The organism is Brevibacillus sp. HB1.3, from assembly GCF_013186635.1.
Taxonomy (GTDB): Bacteria; Bacillota; Bacilli; order Brevibacillales; family Brevibacillaceae; genus Brevibacillus; species Brevibacillus brevis_D.
The window spans coordinates 79,488-105,242 of the sequence record NZ_JABMIT010000007.1 but is presented as its reverse complement, the minus strand read 5'-3'; the positions used below and the strand labels follow the sequence as shown (position 1 = coordinate 105,242).

The following is a 25,755-nucleotide window of genomic DNA, read 5'->3' as shown; positions in this document are numbered from 1 at the left end:
AATGTACAAAAAAAGGGATAAAAAGAAAAGTTTCACTGGAAAGAGCGATTTTTAAGGAGGGATACAGTAAGTGAGTAAAAGAATATTTCAATTTTTTATTATGATGGCTCTCATATTACAAATGTTTAGTATCGAACAAATTGCTTCCGCAAATACTTCGGATAAAACTTCAGTCACCTTGAGCGAGGGAGAAAGCTATATCTTCTACAATGAGGGAACGGCACTCAGGCAGATTAGCACGGATGCCTCCACTACCAAAAATCAATTGTTTGACTATGCTACTTATAAAGAGGATGGCAATGGATATGGGCAGGCAATGAATTCGGCGGGAGACCCCTATATTCCTGGTGGTGGAATTATGGTGGTTACTGTTGTTTCTAGTAATCCTGTTACATTTACTTACTCGGGTGACGTCAGTGGTGACGTAACTTCAGAGCCTGCATTGTACAAGCATACTTTGTATAAAGGCGAGAGCTATACTTTTTCACACAATAACGTAGCAAATACCTCTATTCAAAATGATGCGTCCTCTTCCAAAAAATTTGACTACGCTTCTTATAAAGAGGATGGATCATTAGCTGGTAAGGGCATTGCTGTATCCTCTGAACCAAGTATTCCAGCAGGTGGACAAATGACGGTAACCGTGGTAACAGACAGTCCTGTCACTTTCGGTGGATATAATCAGCTGTTTTACGGATATGTCTCAAATGATCCAGCTTTAATGCGAATCACACTGAAAAAGGGCGAAAGCTTTACTTTTACAAATATCGGTAAGGGTTTCCGCTCCTTAATGAATGACGCATCGTACAAGAATCAAAAGTTATATGACTATGCGATTTATGACAAAAAGGATTATGGGTATACCCACAAAATGAATTCCCAATGGGACCCAAATGTTCCACCAGGTGGTCGTCTGGTAGCGACAGTTACTTCTGATAATCCCGTTACGTTCATTTATCATATGGAATTTAACGTAGAGCCAAGCGAAGACCCCGCCTTACTAAGACAAGTTGTGGCAAAAGGGGAAACATACTCCTTTACAAATTACGGACCAAGAACTTTCATGCTTAGAAATGATATTAAGTCTGGAATGAAGTATGACTATGCTGTTTATAATGCTGACGGTTCTCTCCGTACGAAAAGAGCAAATTCCTCCGCGCAACCGTTCGTACCTGCAGGGGGCAGAATTGTTGTTACAACCATTTCGGATGAGCCTATTACTTTTGGTGGCTACTACGAATTTTTATACGCAGATACCTCAGATAACCCAGCATTAGAACGAAAAACCTTGCAAAAGGGCGAGAGTTTTGTCCTTATCAATAAATCTACAATGAATAAACAAGTAATGACGGATGCTTCGAAACGGGATAACAAGATTTTTGATTATGCGACGTACAACAAAGAGGGGAATGGACATTATCAATTCATGAACTCTGTTGCAGATCCGTATGTTCCGCCGGGCGGTCGGATCGTAGTGACAGTTATTTCAGATAGTCCGATCACGTTAATCTACAATGCAACTGATTTTGAAGCACATATGTCTGAATATCCTGCTTTGTTGAAAAAGACTGTAGCAAAAGGAGAAAGCTACACGTTCACAAGCAAAGGGCGCGTGAAAGAAGTATTAAAAAATAATGCTTCTGCAACTAGGAAATTTGATTACAACATTTTCAACGCAAACGGAACGTTAGAGAGTCAAGGAATCAACCATATGGCAGAGAATGGAGTTCCAGCAGGCGGACGAATTCATGTTTCCAATCCATATGAGGAGCCAATTACTTTCTTTGGCTACTATGATTTGTTTGTTGGAGATGGTAATTCTGATGGTGTTTCAAATGAAAAACTAATTGCTAAAGGTGAGAGCTATCTTTTCTTTAATACAGGTACGAAAACCAAGCAACTTGTAAGTGATGCTTCGTTGGACGACAAGAATAAATTCTTCGATTATGCGGTTTACAAAAGAGATAATTCAGGATTTTCACAGGCGCAGAATGTATCTTCATCTATACAGATTCCTCCAGGTGGAAAAGCTGTGGTATCTGTCACATCTGACCAATCGGTTACCTTCCGATACGATAATGAAATTAAGGCAGAACTAAGTTCAAAACCTGCGCTATTTAAAAAGACGCTTGAAAAAGGCAGCTCCTACATGATTTTTAATAAGGGAACAATTAGCGGTGAGAATCTGGAGAGTAGTGGTTCCCTAGGACGGAAATACCAGTATGTGACTTACAAGCAGGATGGAAGTATTGAGAGTCAAGATACTGTAGTAGCAACTAAATTGTTTGTACCGGCAAATGGAAAAGCACACGTTACTGCCTTATCTGAACAACCTATTACATTCTGGGGCTACTATGATCTCTTCGTAGGTGAAGATGGAACGGGATCAAAAACAAAAGAAGTCATCGTCTACAGTGGAGAAAGTTATGTGTTTAAGAATCGAGCAAGTGTAACGAAAGAGCTAAAGCATGACGGTTCTCAAGCAAATGCGGGTAAATATTTCGATTTTGCCGCTTATAACAGAGATGGCTCTGGCTATTATCAACTGATGAATACCTATGGCGTGCCAACTATACCTGGAGGCGGACGAGTAGTTGTAACGGTAATGTCTTCGAACCCGGTAACTTTCTACTATGACAATGATATCGATGCGGAACCGAGTCGAAACCCTGCCTTACTCAAACAAACGGTCACTACAAATACGAGCTACGCCTTCAAAAATATCGGTGCTACAAGTGAAGCCATGGAAAATACCATTTCACATCCTGAAAAATATGACTACATCGTTTATCAGGAAAATGGAACGGTCGTACAGCAAGAGACTGGTTCAACTGCAAAACCGAAAATTCCACCTAAAGGAAAAATGGTGGTTACGAACACATCTGGCAGCCCACAAATATTCTGGGGGTACTATGAGTTTTTCATCGGAGACGATGTGAATCCACAACCAAGTAATGGTAAGCAAATCGTTAGACCGGGCGAAAACTACGTATTTATCAACAAAGGGACGACCTCAAAAGTAATCTTTAACAATGGATCTAGCAATTCGAAAGATAAGCTGTTTGATTACGCTGTCTATAAGCAAAGCGGAGCTGGAGAGAGCTCAAATATCAGCTCTGTCGATACTCCGACAATTCCTGTTGGGGGACGTATGGTTGTAACAGTTGTCTCGGAGAGTCCTGTTACTTTTACCTTCGATAAAGAAATTGAAGCAAAACCTTGGAATGCACCTGCCTTAGTCAAGAAGACTCTGCGTAAGGATAAGAGTTATTTGTTTACGAATAAAGGAAACTCTGAAGAAAGATTGCAAACGGACGCGTGGATAGGAAGAAACTACGATTATGTTTTGTATAACGCAAATGGAACTGTAGCCAAAAAACAATCGAATACCGTTGAAAAGCCTTTGGTTCAGGCTGGCCAGCGAATTGCCGTAATAGGAATGTCAGACAGTATCATTAATTTCTGGGGACATTATGAGCTGTTCACGGTAAAAGATAATGATTTAACAGGGAAAAAGACTATTTATCCATGGGAAAACTATTTATTTATCAATAATGGTACCGCGCCAAAACAGCTTCCTAATAATGCTTCTGTAGCAGATGATCGTTATTTTAGCATTGCTGTCTATAACAAGAGTGGCACAGGTTATACCCAAAAAATGAGAGCGGCTGAAGCTCCATATATTCCGGCAGGTGGGCAGGCAGTCGTTTCCGTCCATTCAAATAATCCGGTGACGTTTACCTACGATAATGACTTTATTGTAGAAGAAACTAGTGAACGGTCTCTAACGCGCGCAACGCTTACTAAAGGGAATAGTTACGAGTTTACAAATATCGGAACGACAAGTGCCAAAATTATGACCGATATAGCGGAAGGGAAGCAATTTGACTATACGGTTTTCAAAGCGGATGGAACTGTACAGAAAAAAGGAACAGCCACAACCGAAGAGCCGCTAGTTCCAGCCGGCGGAAAGGTCATCGTTACGAACATTTCCGAAGTTGAAATCACATTTGGAGGTTACTTCAGACTATTTACTGGAGCGGTTCCAGATATCCCAGTAGGAGATGCGACGATCTATCCAGCTATCAATAAGATATTTGGGCCTGATTTTGAGCAGAAAGTAAAAGCGGTTCAGTCGGGCAAATAGTACGTATTAGGATGAATGACAGATAGGAGACGAGTCTATTGAAGAAAAAGGCTTATCAAAAGTGGCTCATCATAGTTTCCAATATCAGTTTGGTAGCGGGTTTAGTGCTTCCGTTTGTTTCTACTGCAGAAGCTAGAAAGCTGAGTGATAGAGTAATCGCTGCTGCTATAGAAGGCGCAGAGAATAACCTGTTGAAAAATGGAAACTTCGAGGATTATTCAGGGGATAAAGGCATTGCAGACAAATGGGATGTCGAAAATGATACGGACGTAACAGGAGATTTTCAAGTAGTAGAATCTCCTGTTGATTCCGGAAAATATGCCCAAAAAGTAGAAGCAACGGGTATGGCAAAAGATAAAGGTACGAAAATTGTTCAAAAAGTTAAGGTAGATAGCGATAAAAAGTATCGGCTGAGTGGAGATGTAAACATTGCATCGCTTAGTCAATCTACCTTACAGGTCGGTATCGAATTTTTTGACGCCGAAGGAAACAGTCTGGATAGGAAGAGCGTTGATCTTACAGATGAAAAATTAGACGAATACGTGTCTGTGAAGGAAGTAGTAACTACTCCTACCGGTGTGAGCTACGCGCAAATTTATGCACAGCTAAAAGCCACTGAAGACGGAGGAGAAGGGGCGTTATTTTTAGACGACTTCCGCCTGGAATACCAGGAGGAGGAACCAGTAGCTGAGCTTCCGAGTACGCCTGCCAATCTAAAGGCAGATCCGAAAGCGACGCGGATTGTACTGGAGTGGAACGAAGTTAAGAATGCTGCCTCTTATGAATTAAAACGAGATGATGTAGTTGTCTTTACTGGTAACGAAACAAGATTTGCCGATAAAGATCTACAGCCAGAAACCGAGTATGTGTACACTCTCCTTGCAAAAAACGAGCAAGGGGCTAGTGAACCAGCAACCATTCGAGTAAAAACATTAAAACAAGAGGATCAACTGCCGACAGCTATTAGTGCTGATCCAGTAGCTGTTTCAGTCCTGACTGGGGCAACACAACAGTTACGAATCCAAGCACATTATCCAGATTCCACAGTTGTTGAGGTTACAGACAAAGCTACTTATCAAATCAGCGATGAAACAATAGCAACAATCAGTGAATTGGGAATCATCACAGGTCTGAAAGAAGGAACTGCGAAAATTGCCATTAGCTATCAAGAGCAAAAGTTGGAGATAGACGTTCTCGTCTATAATACCGCTGTTCCCTTAACCGGAATTTCTCTTGAGAAGAGTAATCTTTTGATGTCGCTCGGAGCTGAGGAGCAAGTAAAAGTTGCTTTTCAACCAGAGAATGCAACGAATAAACAAGTAAAATGGACCTCCAGTGATGAATCAATTGTAGTCGTTGATTCAACGGGCAAGATAACTGCCAAGGCCGTAGGAAATGCAACCGTAACAGTTACATCCGAAGATGGTGGCTTTACCGCATCTACAAATGTGGTCGTACAAGAAGCTTCTGAATGGGCGGAAGTATTGAAGAGGGTAGGAGAAGAGTACAACTGGTACAACTTGAACCCGTATCGGATTTTAGACAATCTCAATGAACTTCAAGAAGAGTTGCCAGATGAAGAAGTTACGTTTACTGACCATGAGGGGAAGGTAGTTACTGATAGTTCTAGTAAGAGACTTGCTAGATATATTAAATCATACGAGAAGGCAATCTCAGAAAATATGATTTCCGACAATCGGTACAGTGGAACGGAAGTCTCTCACTCGCAACTGAATCTGTTTAACTTGCTTGCCGCATATAAAAATGAGCACGATCAAGACTTATCGAATAAAGAGCAGGACATGTTATTGGGCAACATTACTGATTTGCTCATGCTTGAATTGCAACAGTTGGAAGCAATCAAAGAAGATGCTGCTCAATATGCGGACAATCTCTCTAAAGCGGGTGAATCCGTTGATCCAGGTTATTTAAAGGATCTCGAAGAGTTTCAGGCATCATGGGGAGGGGTACTTGAGGAATTTAAGAATGGAACGATCGTCCAGCCATTTGAAAAAATACAGAATCTGATGGATATTGGGTCGAATCTGCTAGCTTTCTATGGACTCAATTATAAGATTGAGAACTTGAAAACTGATACCGATAACGATGGTATCCCTGATTTGATTGAGCTTACTTACAAAACGGACATCTACTCAGCAGATACTGATCAGGATGGACTTAGTGACAAGGAAGAGATTGAGTATAACCTGGACCCAACACAAGCAGATTCCGATGGTGATGGAATACCGGATTCCGAGGCGGATCAAGATCAGGATGGCTTGTCTAACATAGAAGAAGCTAGACTAGGCACCAATTTTGAAAATGCAGATACAGATAATGATTTAATCCCCGATGGTGATGAAGTAAACAAGTACCATACTTCTCCTACTCATTGGGATACGGATAGGGATGGAATATCAGACAAACGAGAAATCGATCTGGGTTTAAATCCGTTACGTGAGGATAGTGACGGTGACGGTCAGCCTGATTCCAAAATCAGGATGACCGAGAAAATTGAGATAAATGAAGATGAACAACAAAGCTTTGAAGCAGCTGGGGTGATTCCAAAGGTTACGATGGATGGGTTTCCACAATCAAGTGAAAACACCATGGTATCAGATGCATTTGAGAATCCATTTGTGAGAAATACGCCTCATATGATTGGACACCCGGTTAACCTAGATGTAAGTGAAGATTTTGAACAAGTAACCCTCGATTTCACCTTAAATGAGAAGTGGAACCATCTCGATTTGCAAAAACTGGCTGTTATGTACTATGACAAAGAAAAGCAGCTTTTGAGAAAACTTCCTAATACTCAAATTAATGAAGCAGATCGTACGATTACAGCGACTGGCGATAAATATGGCTACTATGTATTGGTAAATGAAGAAGAGTGGAACAAACTTCTGGAAACACCATATGATCCAGGGAAGCCTACAGTCATTCGTGGGAAAATCGAGAACTTTGCGCTTGCCACTACCTATGCAGTAGGAAACCAGAGTATTTTCAACTACGGAACCATTGAGCGGAATAAGGTGGAAGAAGCAATACGCTCAACAAATATCCCGGCTGATTTGGTCCAAGGACAAGTTTTTTCAAATCAACCAGTAAATCCATCTTACATCTCCAGCGCTATCGACCAATTAGCAGCAAATGCTGCATTGAAAAACAAATGGAAAGTGCTGCTGGTTGCTTCGAAAGAACAGCATCTCGCAGATCCAAACTTAGCTAATGCGATTGCCAAGGCGAATGAAAATCAAATCATGATTTATACGTATTGGACATCGAATGAGATGGGTAGCGGAGAATGGACTCTGCAACAATTGGCTGAACAGACAGGAGGACAATACGCAGAAAGTGATCTGCAAGATGTCACACAGTCAGTTCCAATCCTGACATCCATCTGGAATGGGGTAATGGCTCAGGAGGATATCGATCAAGATGGTATTCCCGATCGTGTAGAAAAAGAAGGAATTCGACTAGGGACGATGGAACGTGTCGTTCTGTCTACATCTCTTGAAGATTCCGATGGTGATGGTGTCATCGATGGAAAAGATTCGGATGGCGATGGATTGCTCGATGGGTATGAAATGGGTTATACGGATGTGGAAGGAAATCCTTTAAAAGAGACTGCGGTTACGGAACATGAAACGTCTCAAGACGAAATAGTCGCATTTACTCTCAGTAAAGGATCGAAGCCACAAAAGACTACGAAGCCCCCTGTGAGCAACAAGCATTTCAATTATGATCCGAAAACATGTTGTGATAATGATCCGATCAAAAACGCTGGGATGTATATTCCGATTGAAGATAGTTGGGCTTTTATTACTTTAAAACCAAAATATAATGTAGATTGGTCATGGTATGAACTTAATCTGGATCAGCTTCCGTGGAGAAGCTTAGTAATTAAAAAGAGAATTGATTTGTTAAATGAAGCTGACATTCCAGGGCCGATAAAATACAATTCTCATTATGTTGATCTAAAAAGAGAGTTACAATGGTGGCTCATCCACATTGATCCAAATGTAGTAGCAGCTAATGGAAGAGGCGCTGGGTTCTTTAAGAAGCTAATTAAAAATGGAGCAGATGAGAATGAGCTTATTCAAGGGGAATGCATCGCTGCATTATTTATAAAAGAGTATGGACCTAATAATCCAGCAAAGCCATCTACTAGAAAAATAACCAGAGACGGTATCATAAAAAAGGTGGAGTTTAAAAATGCGAAAGGTAAACCTTCTGTTGTTATAAAAGAAGTGGTTCCCAAAAACTTTGAGACAGTGGAAGACTATTTAGTAAGTACAGGAGGACGAGTAGAAGGGTATAGCAGCGCAGTAGAATTTAGAAGAACTGTTGATATAGTAAATATTTATCTAAACAAACCATGGGGTTCACCGAGAATTATCAACAAGGATTTAGCCGGACGTCCTTTGCATGGTCCTGGAATACCTAGGTTCGATGTTATTGGGTTCCCAATTTTTGAGGATTATGTAAGATTTACGGCACAAATCGACAAAAAACTATACTTAGCTAAGGATGACGTCCAATTCATAGAAGCTTCAAAACAGTTGAAGGCAGCAATCGATTCAGGTAGTTCAAAGGTAAAAGGGACATTTACTGCTGAAGAAAAGAAGTTAATAGATCAAGCAGCAGCAGGCAAAAATCAGGGGAGAATCGCTAATTACACATGGCATCACCATCAAGTTGAAGGGAAGATAGAATTAATCCCATTGCATGTGCATCGATCAGTGACCCATACTGGGGGAAATGCTATTTGGGGAGGATCAAAGAGGAAATAACGGAGGAATGTGTATGGAAAATGCTAATCATGTTACATTTGAATGTTGCACAGAAAAGATAGACATTCAAGATATCGAAGAAGTTGAATTTGCAATAGGGGTACGCTTTCCGAAAGATTTCGTAGAGTGTATGCTTGAGAATAATGCAGGAGCACCAGTTCCATGCCGATTTGATTACGGACGAGTAGAAGGAAAAGTGTTTAATTCATTCTTTAGCCTTAGTAAAAAGGTAGGTAGTTACCGTATATTGCTAGCATATGAGCAAACAAAGGACTCTCTACCTGATGGAGTGATTCCTATCGGATACGATGCAGGAGGTGGTTCTATCTGCTTTGATTATGTCAATGGAAAGCAAGCTGAACCAATTGTTGTTTTTGCTGACCACGAATATATGGTTTCGGAAAGAGATCTGGACGAGCAAGAACTAGAAGAAAAATCCCTAGAAGAATGGCAAAGAGAAGCCATCACCCCAATTGCTTCAACATTTACTGAATTTTTATCGAAGCTGTATTAATTGAAAATAAGAATGCCTAGTGAAAAGCCTCGTGGACATAGATCAACCGCGAGGCTTTTCCTCATACTATTTACACAGACTGGTTGGTTCAAAATAAAAGTGGTTGAACCATACTTCGTACATGCACGCTGACATTTCTTTATACAACAATAGAAATGTGCATGAATGGGATTGAAAATCATATTGTAACCAGTACTGGTAGAAACGTCAGAATTATCTTTTTGTTCCGTGAACTATCTATAGAGACGCCCGCCAAGAGCTTATTATGTACGTCAATTCCACAATCATGCTGGCGCAACCCAGAGAGGGGTATTTTTTGGGTTCTGACCGCAAACAATGTAGTAACCGCCTTTTCTCCAGTTGAGCATGTGATTGACTGAGGAAATACCATTCATTTAATTCATGGTTGGAAGGTAACAGAACTATAAAATGTTAGGCTTTCGAAGATTTTATAGGTGAGTCAATGGTATTTGCCGTGAGAATGTAGTCTAATAGAATGATCAAAGCCCAAAGGAGATAGATTACGTGAATAAAACTGTCATCAAAAATGAGTTTCCTCCGAATTTTGAGGAATTAAAAAAGGCTGCCAATCGAACATCGAATTGGAGAGAGCGTTTAGAGGCTGTTGAAGAATTGGGTCAGTGGAAGCATGAAGAAACAATGAAATTACTGACGAGAATCATGGAAAACGATACGGTATACAAAGTGCAAGAGGCTGCTTTTCAAAAACTGAAAGCCTTTGGGGAAGCTGCTCGATTACCTGCTCAGAAAAAAGGCGACTTGATCAAAGGAGCAACGAAAGCCTTGGTAAGAATTAAGAAAAGCTTACCAAAAGATCATACGCTCGAGGAATTCAAAGAGAAACTGCAAAAAATGAGAAGCGATATCTATGATACGTACGAGGGAGAAAAAGGTGCTGATTTTGATCAGTGGCTGGAAAACACCTGGGCGTCGTTATAGTTATGTTGGAAAGAAGAAGCCCTGCCACTTTTTAAAAGTGTAGGACTTCTTCTTTTGTTTCTTATTTCAATTCCTTACCGACTTTAATCACATACATCTGCGTAGGATTGCTATTAATCTTAATCTTGCCCTTCTCATCATAGCCATCAACGCCAAAATCATTGTCATTCACAATGGCAATCGTATTTTTATCCACAATCGCTAGTCCTTCCAGCTTTTCATGCGGATAATTCAGCTTGGCTACATCCACCAGCAATTCCTTGGTAACAGGCACAATTCCTTTTTCTTTCACTTGGGCGACGGTGAGTTTTTCGAAGTCATGCTCACTTGTTGGTGTACGGAGTAGATTGGTTGCTTTCGAGAAATCTGCTCTGTAAATTCGCTTAATTTGTGCGTCTGCACCGGCATTTTTATCTCGCTCGTCAATCAGTAACACATCCTGACTGAGTGCTGCCAAGTCGCTGATGACGACGTCTTTCTGTTTTACTTTCACGAAGTCTTTCGCGTTCTCTGCGATGTACATGTACTCGCCTACGACTTTCTTGGTAGCGAGATCCATCTTTAAAATGCGGAGATTACGGGAAGCTTCGCCTGTCTTTTTATCAGGGAGTGCCATCGGACTTTGGATCGAAGTATACAAGAACTTGCCGTCTGGCGAGATGGTGACACCTTCGAAGCCACGGTTTGCAATGCGCTTGGAATAGACGGCTGGTAGCGTATCAAAAATCTCCATCTTTGCACCTGCTGCAACCAAGGCTTCTTTGGAGCCTTTTGGTACATAGCGGCCCAGGATCGTGCCGTCACGCTTTACTTGAATGATGGATGGGCGGTATTCGTCGGATAACCAAAAAGTATCGTCCACCGGGTTGTAAGCGATGCCTTCCAAATCCAAACCGTCTGGATCGTAACTAATCTTTTTTGTCCCCGTTACATCGTAGGGAACTTCATCAGGGCCAGCGAGGTTCGGCAATCCACTGATATAGGCAGTCTTCGTAAAAACATCGATTTTGCCCTGTGGCAAATGCAGCTTGATGGTCTCCAAAACATGAATGTTTCCGTTCTCTACTTTGATTTTGTACAAGCGTGGTGTGTAGTTTTGGTCAGGGAACGTACGCAGCTCGTCCTTGCCGTATTGCCCATTTGGTCCACGGTCAGCCAGTGTATAAAAGATAGAAGGAGGATCGTTAGGGAGATGCACGAGACCGGAGAAACCGCCTTCTTTAATACCTTCAGCGAGAACAGGAGGATTCTTCCATTCATGAATTTCGGCTACAACGGGTGCTTCCGTTACACTTTGAGTTGCACCTGCCCCTTGTGTTCCGATCAAGGATAGAGCCGTCATTGTTGCGATCAGCAAGCTTTTCTTTTGAAAGTGAATCTTCATCATATCCCTCCGAATGAAAAAACGACGTAGTAAACCGCTTTTGTTAGACTACCTGAACTATATTGGGAAAATATGAAGATAAAATGATGGTTTTGTAAAAAGTACTAATATAAGATGCTGCTAGCAAGTTCGGTGCCGTCATACATGGAGGCCGTCCAGAAGGGATAGCCTCTTTTTCGTCTATTGACTGTGTATTTTTCAATGTGGTTATATATTTTTTAGTAAAACTTTAGTATTATTTTTGGATGGGTCTTGCTTTGGATGTATTAACCACAACATTTGTTGGAATAGTGACTTGTAAAGGTGCAAACAGTTAACACAGAAAGTGCTAGCCAAGGCCGAACGGTACATGACAGAAGTAGCGAAATCGACACAGCTGGCGATACAGAAAGGATATGTTCATGCAATACATATGGGGAGTTCTCGGCATTCTGGGAATTTTTTTAATAGCCTTTGCGTTTTCGAAAAATCGCAGAGCGATTCATCCGAGGACGGTCATTGGCGCGTTTGCGATTCAGTTTATTTTTGCTTTAGTCGTACTGAAATGGGATTTTGGGAAAAAGCTTCTGGAGTACTTGGGGTCGATTGTTCAAAGCATCATTAATTCGACGAATGCCGGAATTCAGTTCTTGTTTGGCGGGATACTGGGTGCACAGAATGCAGGCTTTACATTTGCCCTGCAAGTATTGCCGATTATTATCTTTTTCTCATCCTTGATTTCGGTCCTGTATTATCTCGGTATTATGCAGTGGGCTACGAAAATAATTGGTGGATTTTTGTCTCGGGTGCTCAAAACGAGCGAAACCGAATCGATGTCAGCCTCTGCAAATATTTTCTTGGGCCCGATTGAGGCGCCACTTGTCGTAAAGCCTTATATTGAGAAAATGACCAAGTCTGAGCTGTTTGCTGTAATGACAGGTGGACTTGCGTGCGTTTCGGGTTCGGTTATCGGTGGGTATGCGATGCTTGGTGTTCCGATTGAGTATTTGCTGGCAGCAGCGTTCATGGGAGCGCCGGGTGGTTTGTTGCTTGCGAAAATTATCATGCCGGAGACAGAGCAGCCACACAGAGTGGAGCATGTGGAAGTCATGAAAGATACAGAGTCCAGGAACGTCATCGATGCAGCTGCTCGTGGAGCCTCGGACGGGTTAAAAGTAGCGGCTGGTGTCGGTGCGTTATTGCTCGCGTTTATCTCGTTGATTTTCTTGCTGAATTCGATTATTGGCTGGCTTGGCGGGTTAGTGGGAATAGAAGCGCTGACGCTTGAGCATATATTAGGCTACCTGTTCGCGCCGATTGCTTTTATGATCGGGGTTCCATGGGAGGAAGCGCTAAAGGCCGGTTCTTTCATCGGGCAAAAGATTGTCCTCAACGAATTTGTCGCGTACACGGCTTTTGCCCCTGAGATTGCGAATTTGTCGCAAAAAAGTGTGGTGATCATCAGCTTTGCCCTTTGCGGCTTTGCCAATCTGGCTGCGCTGGCGATGGTCATTGGCGGCTTGGGCGGCTTTGCTCCGTCAAGAAGATCAGACCTAGCGGAGATGGGCTTGCGTGCAGTAGTTGCAGCAACCTTGGCGAATCTGTTGAGCGCGGCGATTGCAGGCATGCTCATTTAGGTGAGTGGGTAAAAATAAGGACGAGGGCTGGAGTGATCCATGCCCTCTTTTTTTGGTACTACGTGAAGTTAGTACTACTCGCTTTTGGTGTTCCTCGCTACAATCTTGTTAGTTAAAACAAGCCATGATTTGGTGGGGATACGATGAAGCATGTTCTGTTATTTCTAGGGCCAACGCTCATGATCTTTTTGGGATTACAAGTCATGAGTAGCGTCCCAGTCACGTTTTTGCTGTTTTACGGGTGGCTGTTTGCGGTTCCGTTTGTAGACATGATCGTTTTGAAAGGAAACACGTGGCGGGACACATTCAGGCAAATGGGATTGAGAATCAACCGCCCCAATATGTATCACGGCATTTGGACTGGACTTCTTTTCTTTCTTATCATGATTGTTGCAGGATATTTCTTTCACAGCGCGTTGTTTGATAAGGATGATCTGCAAATTTTATTGGTACAATGGGATTTCTCAGGCAATCTTGTCGTTTGGCTCATCCTTGTTTTGCTCGTGATCAATCCGTTTCTTGAGGAAATCTACTGGAGAGGATATTTATTTAAAAAGCTGGAAGGAAGACGAACAAAGCGAACCATGATTTTGCTGACGTCATTGTTTTACAGTCTGTATCATTTCCTCTCCATCATTCCTTTGTTTAGCTGGCCGTATAATATCGCGATGATTTTACCAGTCTTTTTGGCGGGAATGATTTGGGGATATATGCGGGACAAGAGCAACTCACTGATGGGTTCAATCGTCAGTCATATCCTTGCAGATTCAGGGATTATGGCTGTTTATCTACTATTCTTGAAATGAATGACGCGGGTATGGAGGCGAGCTTCCATACCTTTTTTCTATTAGGTGGATAAGAAGGAAAACGAGCCCTGTTGGAAAAATTAAGAAGGTAGAGAATATCAAAAGATGGAGCTGAAATCATGAACGTTGACGTACTGTTTAACCAGTTTCCCATTCTAAAATCAGATCGGCTCACCTTGAAGAAAATCGAAGAGCAGCATTTGGACGAAGTATTTGAAATCTACAACAATGACCATGTATTTACATACTGCGGGATTATCCCCAAGCATAATAAAGCGACAGTGAAAAGCATGATCGGGCATTTTGAGAGAGACTATTTGAAAAAATCCAAGATCAAATGGGGGATATTCGCCAATGAAAACCCCGATCACTTGCTTGGTATTATGGAAGCTTTCGACTTTCATCAAAAGGTAAACATGGTGACGATTGGCTACTTTTTGTCCGAAGCGCATTGGGGAAAAGGGGTTGCGACAGAAGCAGTAAGCCTATTGCTCCACTTTTTGTTCATGGATGTCAACGTCAACAGAATACAGGCGGAAGTGATGCCTCCGAATGAGACCTCTAAAAAAGTATTGTTGAAGAATGGCTTCATGAAGGAAGGAACGCTTAGACAAGCAACGCTGTGGTCGGGCAAAGGGATTGTGGATCTGGAGATTTACGGAATGCTGAAAGAGGACTATGAAAAAGGAACGTGAGATTTCGTCCAAACCACCAGAATACACCGTTACCTGTAAAAGCCCTCCTATGTTACTATGATGGGTATGATCAATCATAGGCATCTGGAATGGGGAAAACATCTTGAAAAACTTTAAAAAAGTCTATATAGAAATCACTAGCGTTTGCAATCTCGCCTGTACCTTTTGTCCGCCAACGGAACGCGGTAAAAGTTTTATTAAAGTAGAAGACTTTGCGAAAAGGCTGGATGAGATCAAACCGCACACTGATTACATTTACCTGCACGTCAAAGGGGAACCGCTTCTGCATCCCAAAATTGATGAGCTGCTCGATATCAGTCATGAGAAAGGCTTCAAGGTCAATATCACCACGAATGGTACACTCATTGCGAAAAATCGGCATAAATTGCTGGGCAAGCCTGCGCTCCGACAAATGAATTTCTCACTTCACAGCTTTGACGGACATATCGGCTCAACCGACCGTGAAGGTTATTTGCGCGAAATTCTTTCATTTGTTCGGGAAGCGCAGGAGCATCAGGTGATTTTTTCTTTCCGTCTGTGGAATTTGACACAGGACAACGCTACGAACATTCAAAAGAGTAGAAACCGCCAGACGCTCGAAGTGATTGAGAAAGAGTTTGGGCTGGACTATCGTATTGAAGAGAAAGTAATGCCGGGCAGTGGGGTGAAAATCGACGATCGCGTTTATTTGAACCAAGATTACGAATTCCAGTGGCCGAGTCTGACAGCGCCTGAAGATGATGGAAAAGGCTTTTGCCATGGACTGCGCACGCAAGCGGCGATTCTCGAAAATGGAACCGTTGTGCCGTGTTGTCTCGATGGGGAAGGGGTTATTAATCTGGGGAATATCAATCAGACTTCCTTCACCGACATTGTGGATGGCGAGCGGGCCAATAATCTGATTGAGGGATTCTCTCGCAGGGAAGCTGTCGAGGAATTATGCAGAAGATGCGGGTACCGCCAGAGGTTTGGAGCGTAGCAAAAGCAAAACGTCCGGGTCAAATGATTCGGACGTTTCGTTCATCTTTAAAATGTCACTACTAACAACGGCGGCGACGCCTGCGACGGAAGAAGAAACAAAAACGACAGCGGCGACGTCTGCGACGGAAGAAGCAACAAAACCGGCAGCGACGACGGCGGCGTCGACAACCACAACGATCATGGTCGCGTTCAAAATCTTCGTCCACGTCTCTATCGAAATCCCTGTCTAAGTCTGTATCACAATTGTTTTCAAGCTCGTGTTTTTTTTCTCGATCCTTACAACCACAAGACATACATCCACCTCCTTCGTGTTCATACCATATTTTATGAATGCCGCTTGGACATGACTGGACGAACTGTAGGGGATAAAAGCTTGTTTTCAGGCATTGAAAAATGGCGGATGCCGCTATCCCCCCACAAACTCATGGGCAAAAGTAATGGTAAACATAAAAAAAGATAGCGGATCTCATAGCCAAGAGGAGCCAATGAGAACCACTATCTTTTTTCTATGTCAAATGAAGACTTCTTGTTGTATTACTTTGCAGATGTATCTTTGGGGTCTGTATCCTGCTCGGATTCTTTAGGGGCTTGAAGGTCGTCAATGATGACGATTTTGCCTTCTTCTTGCCATTTTACTTCCGCGTTCAGTTGTTCACTGATGAAGCGCAGAGGCAGGAAGACACGCCCATTTTTCAGGACAGGTGCAGTGTCCAGAGAAATGGTTTTCCCGTCTACCGTTGCTTCTTTTTTATCGAGGTACAGCGTGATGGATTTTTCGCCACGCGTAATTTCTACGCTACGAGTCTCTGGCTTCCAGTTCACTTCCGCTTTCAATGCGGAGCTGATCGCACGCACAGGCACCAAAGCTCTTCCACCCTTTACAAACGGTGCCACATCCGCTTTTACCTGCTTTCCATCTACGAATGCTTTCACTTCAGTCGAGCCTGTATCCTCAAGGAGTTCTCCAAGCTTTTGGAAGGGTGTGTGGTCTCCTTTTTGGTACGTGCGCTGAAGAAGTTCAAGCTGTACGTCCAAAGCTCCATGCTTGTCAGTGGTTTTTTCCAGATCAGCTACCAGTTGCTCGTATTTCGCTTTTTGATCTTCCGTGATTTCAGCCGTATGCTTGAGCTCTTGGCGAAGCTCGATTAGCTGTTTTTTCAACTTTACGTCTTTGATGTTGGTTTCTGTGCTAGCTTCGGTTGAGTTCTCATCGTCGCTATCTGTATCGGTATCAGATTCTTTGACAGAAGTTTCTTTCGATTTATCTTTTGCTTCTGCCTTTACTTCGGGCTTGCCTTTTCCATTTCCTTTGCTCTCCAGGTTAGCCGCCAGTGCAGCAGGTACACTGGTTGCGAGCAGAATAGCAACCAACGAAGTAGATATTGCTTTTTTCATTTGAATCTTCCTCCTTCTAGGTGTAAGTCTCATGAACTCGACATTCAAGACGGAGGAAAATATGAATAGGTTGCATAGGTTTTGAGAAAATATTTTTATTTGTGCGAATAGTTCCCTTGCAGTGACATTCCTTCCAAATCCCGTATTTTCCTCATACGTCCGATTATGATTCCCAGTAGAGCCACAAGTAGGCCAGAGAGGATAAATAGAAAGCCTATTCCTCGGCCCGCCCCCGTTCCGATGACCTGACCGACCGTTTGGCCCAGCAATTGATCTGGATCAAACAACGGATTGAATACATGGTCCGCCAAAAATCCTGCCGACCCAAATGCCAGCACGAATCCGATTTGTGAAATAGCCGTGATCATCGACCACACTCTGCCTTGCCATTCATTCTCTACATTCGTTCGGATGAGAACCTCGAGGCTGGTGTTCACAAAGGGAAGCGTGATGAAAAAGAGGAAGCCAAAAACCATAATCAGCCAAACGGAAGGAAATACACCCATCAAGGCGTAAAACAAGCCAGCAAGTACGAGAGAGAAGGACAGCATGAATACCTTTCTTTTTCCCATACCGAAGAGTCCGATCAAAAGGCTGCTGACGAGCATACCCGATGCAGATACAGAGAGAGCGATACCGAGCGTCTTGGAATCAGTTAATGTCAGCATCATAGGCCCAAAAAGCGATTGCAGCAGCCCGATGTAAAAACACACGACAGACATTAACAGAACGAACAAGAAAACGCCTTTCTTTGAAAGAAGATAGTGGAAGGCTTCAGACATTTCGCGAAAAAAGCTCTGTCGCTCATGTTTCTGGGGAGTGGTATCGTGTTTCATAATCATGAGCACGGCGCCGACAGCTAAAAGGAAGGTCATCATGTCGATAAGTAAGACGAGCTGGATATCAAAAGTACTGAGAAGAAGCCCTGCTACCAGTGGGGAAATAAGATATTGAGCGGAGCTTGCCAGTTGGATGAGCCCGCTTGCCTGTGAGTACATCTCTTCCGAAACCAGATCGGAGACGGCTGCTTTATAGGCTGGGTTTAGGATAGCGGCAGAGAGCGAGCTGATGCCGACCCCCAAATAGATGTGCCATAATTCCATACGCCCGGAGAGCATGACAAGCAAGATGAACAAGATACCAGCTATGGAGCCAATATCGCCAATGATCATCATTTTCTTGCGGTCAAATCTGTCTGCCAGCACCCCGCTAAAGGGGAGTAAAAGGAAGGAGGGGAGAAAAGAGAAGAGAATGATGAACGAATAGCTCATGGTAGATTGGGTCTGCTGAAAAACAAAGACACCCAAGGCAAAAGCGGTAAGTCCACTACCGATAGCTGAAAGCAACTGCCCTGACCAAATGACCAGAAATCTGCGAAAGGCTTTATCATGAGCATTCATTGTCTTTCCTCCTTTTCAGCCATTATAGAAACGAGAAGGACCCCGGGGCAGCTCCTAGCGATCGTTCAATAATCACCTGCATGGCTTGTAATCGTTTTGTCTGCTCCTCTTGCTCCCAATGAAAAATGCCTGATTCCAACAAAAATTGCGAGCCAGCAAGGAGGAACTGAACGGTCTCCAAAGCATTCTCGACATGAAAGACAGCTTCTTTCTTTCCTTGTTCAATGACTTGCGCAAGAACAGGAGAAATTTTTAAGATAATGGCAATGTTCAAGCGCTCGTGAAGCTCTCTGTTTTCAGGGCGATGCAAGCTTTCCATCCATTCGGCTTGCTTGTCGATGTGGTAGCTTTGGCTGCGCAGCATCTGGCGAACCTTTTCCATGACGGGTAAGGTAGAGTCAGCTGCGATTTTTTTATATTCTTCGCAAAGCGTATCGACCATGGATTGGACAAATGCTTCAAGGATTTCTTCCTTCGATTTGAAGTAGTAATAAAAGGTTCCTTTCGCTACGCCCACCTTTCGAATGATGGCATCCACGGTTGTATGGGCATAGCCCTGATTTCGAAATAGCTCTCCGGCGGCTTCCAATATTTCTGCTCGCCGTGTTGTGGGGTCTTTCACGATTCTTTTCATCGGCGCCTCCTTCGGTTGTCAGTAAGTGGTTGGATAAAGATTATCATATGACTGACCGTCAGTCTATAAGCGTGCAAAAGAAAAAGAGAAGGGAAATCCTCCTCTGTTCGGTAGTAGGAATGTAATAAGATGATGGCAATCGTTCATTATATTTTCTCGGCGATAATCGTAAAGGTTTTCGGGATTCCCTTGTCAAAAACCTCCGAGGAGAGATTCGGTAGCTCTTCCAGCATTTTTAAGCAAAGCCCTTTGCTCGCAATGGCCGTAACAATTTCTCCTAATGTCCAATTGCGCAACAATACTTTTGATTCAGCGACATTTGTGTCGTTCGAGAGGAATTTGGAGAAAGCAATGTCCTTTTCCTCAAGCGAGGTATCGAAATAATCGCCTGTTACTTTATGTTTGCGAATATTCGCAGTCGTTCCGCGTGAGGAGATGAGTTTTGTAGATACCGGATGGAAATCTTGGAGGACGAGCACGCCGCCTTTTCGCAGGAGCGAGTTGACCACCTGGAATAATTCGGTTAAGTCTAAAAAGTAATGAAGAATACCGAATTCCATAAAAACGAGATCATACTCACCAGACAATACATCTGGAGGGAGCTGCAATACATCCGAAACGATGTAAGTCAGGTCAACACCGGCAGATGCGGCCAGTTCTTTGGCGTACTGCTCATTCTCAGAAGAGAAATCGGCGATGGTCACGTCGGCACCTAGCAAGGCGAGCGCAACGGCTTTGTTTCCATTTGAACCGAGTAAATTGATAATCTTTTTGCCGCGAATGTCGCCCATGTGCTCATATACTTTGCCGATTCGCTTTTGGGGGTCTTCTTGAATTTTGACCGCTGCCTCAGCAGGTGTTCCAAAGCGTTTCAGCCACGCTTGGTAAGCCCCGGTGTTCCAAGCCGTTTTATTTAGTTGTGCTGTTTCCACAAATTCCCCTCCATAGAGTATTCCATTCAAAAAATTGGCCCCGATAGGTTGGTAAGAGGGCTTAGGTAATATATCATACTGACACATATGATTCGTGTCTATATATTTTCGGAGTGTTAATTTTTCCATGTTGACCGGAAAGTAAGAACCATTGGGGCGAGATTCTACAATTGTGAAGCAAAGCAGGACAGTGGTAATATTGGGAAAAAAATATACGTCCGCTCTTTATGCGGTCGAGGGTCTGTTCGACGGGAGGCAAGCTGCTTTGAAAATCAAAGTGTTGATCGCAGACGACAATTCGTTTATACGGGAAGGCATGAAAATCATCCTGACGAGCTTTGCGGAGTTTGAAGTAGTCGGAAGTGTGGAGGATGGGGTCGAGGCGGTGGCGTTTTGCAAACAGAACGAGGTAGACGTCGCGCTTTTGGACGTTCGGATGCCGAACATGAATGGAGTGGAAGCGACTCGTGTACTGACTACGGAAACTACAGTCAGACCACTCATTTTGACTACGTTTGACGATGACGAGTTTGTCCTCGAAGCCATTCAAGCGGGGGCACGCGGTTATTTATTGAAAAACAATGATCCTAACCGCATCCGAGATGCCATCAAGAGTGTCTATAACAACCATCATGTGCTGCAGGATGTCGTGCTGGATAAGATCAAATTGAACCTGACTACAGGGAGGAACGCGGCGGATACCGTGTCCACTACCCCGTCTCCCAAAGCGACAGCAGACATCCCTACCGAAAGCAAAATCGACAAAAGCTTATTTACGGAACGGGAGCTCGATGTCATGAAGCAGATCGCCAAAGGGCTATCGAACAAAGAAATCGCTAAGAAGCTGTTCATTTCCGAGGGAACCGTTGCGAATTACATTACTTCCATCTTGAATAAAACAGCGCTTGAACACCGTACGCAGATCGCCATCTATTATTTGACGGGCGAAACAAACATGTCTGACTGAAAGGAGGTTACTACCGATGGAGTTATGGACAATGGCGAATAAGGCAGCGGTGCTCGGGTTTATCATCGTGACTTCTTTTCTGGTTCATCCCACTTCTGAAATGGACCCGTGGCAAATTCTTGTGTACCTGTTGTATTTGGCTAGTAATCTCACTATTCTCATTGTGAAAAAGAGGAATCATAAGCAATTATTTATGGGGCTATCCATCGTGTTCGTGGTAGCAAGTACACTTGTGTTGGACCCGTTATTTGTGCTGCTCTTGCCAGTCCACATTTTGGAGATCGTATTCTTGGTGAGTAAGCAGAGGGTGGTCGTATTTGGAGGTATGCTGTTGCCTTTGTTTATTGTTTTGCCTGAATGGGTGCCCTTGTATTTACTAATGGCCTTTCTTAGCTTTTTGCTGTATAGATGTGGCAGCATGCTAACTGACAAGCTTCGTAGATTAGAGGCAGAACGGGAGAAGCTGAGGGAGGATTTACAAAGCCTGACCCGCTCCTTGAACGAGAGCAGCGAATACTTCCGCCAGTCAACCTATACGATTCAATTGGAGGAGCGCAATCGCCTTTCTCAACAAATTCACGACGATGTGGGGCATGCGGTGGCAGGTGCGCTCATTCAGATGGAAGCGTCACGACTGCTGATGGCGACTGATCAGGACAAGGCATCCGAGCTACTTCGCAATGCGATCGCAATATCGAAGGAAGGGCTGGAGCGAATCAGAGTAACACTCAAGGATGTGAAGCCACGGCCGGAGGAGCTGGGAATCAATCGACTCCGGTTGTTTGTCGATGAGCTGTCTGCGAGAGAGACAGTGACAGCCACGCTTACTTTTAACGGGGACATCGATGTCATTACACCGATTCAGTGGAAAATCATCCAGCAAAATGCGACGGAAGCGGTCACGAATGCACTCAAATATGCGAAGGCGACAGTGATTTCCCTAGAGGTACGGGTGCTGAATACATTCATTAAAGCAGTGGTTACCGACAATGGGGCCGGCGCAGAAAAGGTTGTAAAAGGGCTTGGCATTCTCGGGATGGAGGAGAGAGCCGCTTCCGCTGGAGGAACAGTGATTGTAGACGGTACGCGAGGCTTTAGCGTGACCACTCTGCTACCTTATCGCAACGAATGAAAAAAATCATGGGAAACAACATGAGAAATCTCATGTGCCGAAGGATGAACTTATGCACTGACATAGGGGCATCCTTTTTTATTACAATGCAGACATAACCACGAAGGGAGTGAGTTGCGTGAGTCATGTATTGGAAATTCGTCAGTTAACGAAAAAATTCGGTGATTTCGTCGCCGTCGACAATATGTCTCTGAATGTGCGTGAAGGAGAAATCTTTGGTTTTTTGGGGGCCAACGGAGCGGGAAAGAGCACGACTATCAATATGATCGCCTCCCTGCTGCGCGTAACAAAGGGCGAGATTACCCTGCTGGGAAAAAACATTGAGAAGCACAGCAAATTCGCCAAAATGAACATCGGCATCGTGCCACAAGATATCGCCATCTACGAGGATATGACTGCCTATGAAAATGTGAGGTTTTTTGCTGGTTTGTACGGACTGCGTGGATCACTGCTTCGCGAACGGACGGAGGAGGCGCTTGAATTCGTAGGTCTCGGTGACAAAGCTACCAGCTTTCCCAAAAACTTTTCTGGCGGGATGAAGCGTCGGTTAAACATCGCCTGTGCCATTGCCCATCGGCCGAAGCTGATCATCATGGACGAACCTACTGTCGGGATTGACCCTCATTCGCGCAATTATATCTTGAATTCGGTACGCAAGCTAAACGACATGGGCTGCACGATCATTTATACGAGCCATTACATGGAGGAAGTCGAAGAAATCTGCACCCGCATTGCCATTGTCGATCATGGAAAAGTCATCGCAGAAGGATCGAAAGAGGAGCTAAAAGCGATTATTACTGACGCAAAGGAAATTTGGATTGGGGTCAGAGCAGATGAACCATTAGACCTCGAAGGTATTAAGGCGATTCCTGGTGTGAATGCGGTGCTTCAAGAAGAGAATACGATCAAAATCGTATCGAAAACGGAGATCAACAACCTGAACCGGATCATTCAACAATTCATCAAGGATCAGGTAGAAATCCGCTCCGTTGAAGAGCAAGCGCCGAATCTGGAGACTGTGTTCTTGACCTTAACCGGTCGAAACTTGCGAGACTAGAGGAGGGGCTTTGCCATGAACATATGGAATATTGCTGTAAAAGAAATTAAGTCCAGCCTTCGCGAAAAAAGAACGTTTATGTTTATGCTAGCACTTCCCGTCATCCTGATGCTGATATTAGGCTCCGCCCTTTCCAACGCATTCGACGATACGAGGACTGTAGAAGACATGCGCTTGCTGTATAAAAGCAACGGGACGAATGCGCAATTGTCTACAGCGTGGAACTCGTTTATCAAAGCATTGGGTGATAAAGGAGTGGAGGTCGCGGAAGTAAGTTCTGGCATGGATGGGCAGGAGGAAGTTCGCGCGGATCGTTATACGGGGTACGCAGTCGTGAGCGATACGGGGATTGAGTTTTATGGAAGCAGCAAGAATGCGATAGGAAGCAATATCCTCGCGGGGATGCTAACCGTTTTTGCAGATCGGTACTCGCTCGCATCTGCAGCTTATCAGGTAGATCCCGAATCGGGTTCGGCAATAGTCAAGGGTATCGAACAGCGTGATGATTTTATTCATGAAACGACCTTGAATCCCAATAAAAAACCGGGGGCAATCGACTATTACGCGATTGCGATGACGACGATGGTTGCGCTCTACTCGATGTTCTCAGCGAGTTATTTATTCACTGGAGAGCGAACGAACAAAACATCCACACGATTAATGGCAGCACCTGTCAGCAAAGGTGTCATTTTTACTGGCAAAATTATCGGCAGTACGTTCGTCAATCTGTTTTTCGTGCTTGTCGTGTTCGTAGTCAGCAAGTTCGTGTTCCAAGCAGATTGGGGCAACCACTACGGAATGGTGATCCTTGTGCTTTTGACAGAGGTGTTGCTTGCGGTCAGCCTGGGTCTGGGGATCAGCTTTCTTTTCAAAGGCGAAGGGGTAAGGTCAATCAACAATATTTTTACGCAGGTCGCCTCCTTTGTAGGCGGTGCCTATTTTCCCGTTGATCAATCAACTGGTTTCTTCGGCCTCCTGTCCAAATTCTCTCCCCTTCACTGGGCAAATACAGGTCTGATGCAAATCATTTACACAGACAATACGAGAGGCGCATGGTTTGCGATTGCGATGAATGTGAGCATCGCTACGGCGTTCATCATCGTTTCTGTTATCACGATGCGCAGACGGGAGGGTGCTTTCGTATGAATGAAATGCTATGGCTAATTCGGAAAACGCTGATGGAGACGTTTCGGAGTAAAAAAAGCTGGTTCACTTACTTGGGTTTGCCGATCGCTGGGGTCCTACTGTCTCTTACCCTGTACAGCAATGCAGGTAGCGGCACGATCCATGTAGGAATTATCAATCAGGATGGGGACCAGGTGATCACGCAGGACACGATCCAGTTTATCGAGAGATTGGAATCTGTCAAAGTCACAGTCATCGACGAACAAACGATGCGCGAACAAATCGTTTCAGGTGAGCTGGATAGCGGAATTGTTTTTGAGTCCGGGTATGCTGCTAGTGTTCGAAAAGGAACGCCGGCACACTTGAACATGGTATCCGTAAAGGGTGAACAGGTAACTGCCTACGTGAAGGCCATGCTGCATAGTTATATCGGCAATCTTGCCGCGATTGGAAAAACGGCACAGGCGGATGAGGCAAAGTTCACGAAGCTGTATACGGCCTACCAAGAGCAGAGCTACAAGCTCCATACGGTAACGCTTCAAGACACATCAAATGTGACGCGCATGACGAATCAATCGATTGGATTCCTCATTATGTTCATGATGTTTTCTGCGGTGAACATGTCAGAGATCATTTTAAAAGAAAAAGAGAATCGCACCTTTTTGCGCCTCCTTTCTTCGCCGATGTCGGCTAGATCCTATGTATTCTCGAATATTATCGTCAACATGTTTATTTTACTGCTGCAAATCATCGTGACCTTGCTCGTCATGAAAAACGTCTTTGGCATAGATGCAGGCGTCTCGTATGTTCAAATGATTTTGCCGTTGTTCGTGTTTGCGCTGGGAGCTATCGCCCTTTCTCTGATGACTGTTGCCTTTGCGAAGAGTAGAGCAGGTGCTGGAGCGATTTCCAACCTGATCATTGTACCGTCATGCCTCCTGGCCGGCTGTTTCTTTCCAATGGAAATCATGCCGGACACCGTGCGCAAAATTTCAACATTCTTGCCTCAGCATTGGTTGCTCGATGCGGTGAATAAGCTTCAACAAGGGTATAGTCTGGGGAGCTTGTATTTGAACATAGCTATTTTGCTCGCATTCGCTACGGTTTTTGCCTTGATCGCCATCTATCGGTTTGGGCGGAATAACGATAGCAGGCAGTTTGTGTGAGAAAAATAGGGCGAGGTGAACTGTAATTTGACAAGGGATAATTCGAAG

The 25,755-nt window shown here is 43.9% G+C and carries 18 protein-coding genes and 2 pseudogenes; 15 read left to right on the top strand and 5 right to left on the bottom strand.

From position 1 onward, the window contains the following. Positions 1-70 precede the first annotated feature (70 nt). From HPY31_RS17565 to HPY31_RS17550, 4 genes are all read left to right on the top strand, one after another. Positions 71-4,147: a hypothetical protein gene (locus HPY31_RS17565; RefSeq protein WP_172141763.1), complete on the top strand. Its 4,077-nt coding sequence runs from the start codon at positions 71-73 to the stop codon at positions 4,145-4,147. Positions 4,148-4,185: 38 nt separating this feature from the next. Continuing rightward, positions 4,186-8,943: an Ig-like domain-containing protein gene (locus HPY31_RS17560; protein WP_172141762.1), complete on the top strand. Its 4,758-nt coding sequence runs from the start codon at positions 4,186-4,188 to the stop codon at positions 8,941-8,943. A gap of 13 nt (positions 8,944-8,956) precedes the next feature. After that, on the top strand, positions 8,957-9,457 hold the full coding sequence (locus HPY31_RS17555) for an SMI1/KNR4 family protein (RefSeq protein WP_172141761.1): 501 nt from the start codon (positions 8,957-8,959) through the stop codon (positions 9,455-9,457). A 525-nt stretch (positions 9,458-9,982) separates the two neighbouring features. Then, on the top strand, positions 9,983-10,417 hold the full coding sequence (locus HPY31_RS17550) for a HEAT repeat domain-containing protein (RefSeq protein WP_172141760.1): 435 nt from the start codon (positions 9,983-9,985) through the stop codon (positions 10,415-10,417). Between the two features lie 61 nt (positions 10,418-10,478). On the opposite strand, the gene HPY31_RS17545 is transcribed toward HPY31_RS17550, so the two are convergent. Continuing rightward, positions 10,479-11,804, bottom strand: a complete 1,326-nt coding sequence (locus HPY31_RS17545) for an esterase-like activity of phytase family protein (protein WP_253901849.1) — start codon at positions 11,802-11,804, stop codon at positions 10,479-10,481. A gap of 398 nt (positions 11,805-12,202) precedes the next feature. On the opposite strand from HPY31_RS17545, the gene HPY31_RS17540 reads away from it, so the two are divergent. The 5 genes from HPY31_RS17540 (at position 12,203) to HPY31_RS28855 (ending at position 16,129) form a co-directional block, all read left to right on the top strand. Beyond that, the gene (locus HPY31_RS17540; RefSeq protein ID WP_172141759.1) at positions 12,203-13,417 is read left to right on the top strand and encodes a NupC/NupG family nucleoside CNT transporter; all 1,215 of its coding nucleotides are present in this window, start codon (positions 12,203-12,205) and stop codon (positions 13,415-13,417) included. Between the two features lie 143 nt (positions 13,418-13,560). Next, positions 13,561-14,223 carry a CPBP family intramembrane glutamic endopeptidase gene (locus HPY31_RS17535; RefSeq protein WP_172141758.1) on the top strand — a complete coding sequence of 221 codons (663 nt, stop codon included), beginning with the start codon at positions 13,561-13,563 and terminating at the stop codon, positions 14,221-14,223. 119 nt (positions 14,224-14,342) lie between these two features. Next, a complete protein-coding gene (locus HPY31_RS17530) occupies positions 14,343-14,918 on the top strand; it encodes a GNAT family N-acetyltransferase (RefSeq protein ID WP_172141757.1) in 576 nt (191 codons plus the stop codon). Positions 14,919-15,021: 103 nt separating this feature from the next. Further along, complete coding sequence (locus HPY31_RS17525; protein WP_172141756.1) at positions 15,022-15,897, top strand: radical SAM/SPASM domain-containing protein; 876 nt, start codon at positions 15,022-15,024, stop codon at positions 15,895-15,897. 52 nt (positions 15,898-15,949) lie between these two features. Beyond that, positions 15,950-16,129 (top strand): hypothetical protein, encoded by a 180-nt coding sequence (locus HPY31_RS28855; protein WP_253901848.1) that lies wholly within the window; start codon positions 15,950-15,952, stop codon positions 16,127-16,129. Between the two features lie 304 nt (positions 16,130-16,433). On the opposite strand, the gene HPY31_RS17515 is transcribed toward HPY31_RS28855, so the two are convergent. From HPY31_RS17515 to HPY31_RS17500, 4 genes are all read right to left on the bottom strand, one after another. After that, entirely contained in the window at positions 16,434-17,294 is an 861-nt protein-coding gene (locus tag HPY31_RS17515) for a copper amine oxidase N-terminal domain-containing protein (protein WP_172141754.1), read from the bottom strand. A gap of 95 nt (positions 17,295-17,389) precedes the next feature. Then, complete coding sequence (locus HPY31_RS17510; RefSeq protein ID WP_172141753.1) at positions 17,390-18,694, bottom strand: MFS transporter; 1,305 nt, start codon at positions 18,692-18,694, stop codon at positions 17,390-17,392. Positions 18,695-18,716: 22 nt separating this feature from the next. Next, positions 18,717-19,328 (bottom strand): TetR/AcrR family transcriptional regulator, encoded by a 612-nt coding sequence (locus HPY31_RS17505; protein WP_172141752.1) that lies wholly within the window; start codon positions 19,326-19,328, stop codon positions 18,717-18,719. 146 nt (positions 19,329-19,474) lie between these two features. After that, positions 19,475-20,260 carry a class I SAM-dependent methyltransferase gene (locus HPY31_RS17500; RefSeq protein WP_172141751.1) on the bottom strand — a complete coding sequence of 262 codons (786 nt, stop codon included), beginning with the start codon at positions 20,258-20,260 and terminating at the stop codon, positions 19,475-19,477. 316 nt (positions 20,261-20,576) lie between these two features. Between HPY31_RS17500 and HPY31_RS29215 the strand changes: the two are divergent. The 6 genes and pseudogenes from HPY31_RS29215 to HPY31_RS17475 form a co-directional block, all read left to right on the top strand. Continuing rightward, positions 20,577-20,937: pseudogene (locus HPY31_RS29215) on the top strand (response regulator); the annotation flags it as partial. Positions 20,938-21,005: 68 nt separating this feature from the next. Next, positions 21,006-21,227: pseudogene (locus HPY31_RS29210) on the top strand (response regulator transcription factor); the annotation flags it as partial. 16 nt (positions 21,228-21,243) lie between these two features. Then, positions 21,244-22,359: a sensor histidine kinase gene (locus HPY31_RS17490; protein ID WP_172141749.1), complete on the top strand. Its 1,116-nt coding sequence runs from the start codon at positions 21,244-21,246 to the stop codon at positions 22,357-22,359. A 118-nt stretch (positions 22,360-22,477) separates the two neighbouring features. Further along, the gene (locus tag HPY31_RS17485; RefSeq protein ID WP_016741158.1) at positions 22,478-23,416 is read left to right on the top strand and encodes an ABC transporter ATP-binding protein; all 939 of its coding nucleotides are present in this window, start codon (positions 22,478-22,480) and stop codon (positions 23,414-23,416) included. Between the two features lie 15 nt (positions 23,417-23,431). After that, complete coding sequence (locus HPY31_RS17480) at positions 23,432-24,562, top strand: ABC transporter permease (RefSeq protein WP_172141748.1); 1,131 nt, start codon at positions 23,432-23,434, stop codon at positions 24,560-24,562. Beyond that, positions 24,559-25,707: an ABC transporter permease gene (locus tag HPY31_RS17475; RefSeq protein ID WP_172141747.1), complete on the top strand. Its 1,149-nt coding sequence runs from the start codon at positions 24,559-24,561 to the stop codon at positions 25,705-25,707. Before HPY31_RS17480 ends, HPY31_RS17475 begins: the two co-directional genes overlap by 4 nt. The last annotated feature ends 48 nt before the right edge of the window (positions 25,708-25,755 follow it).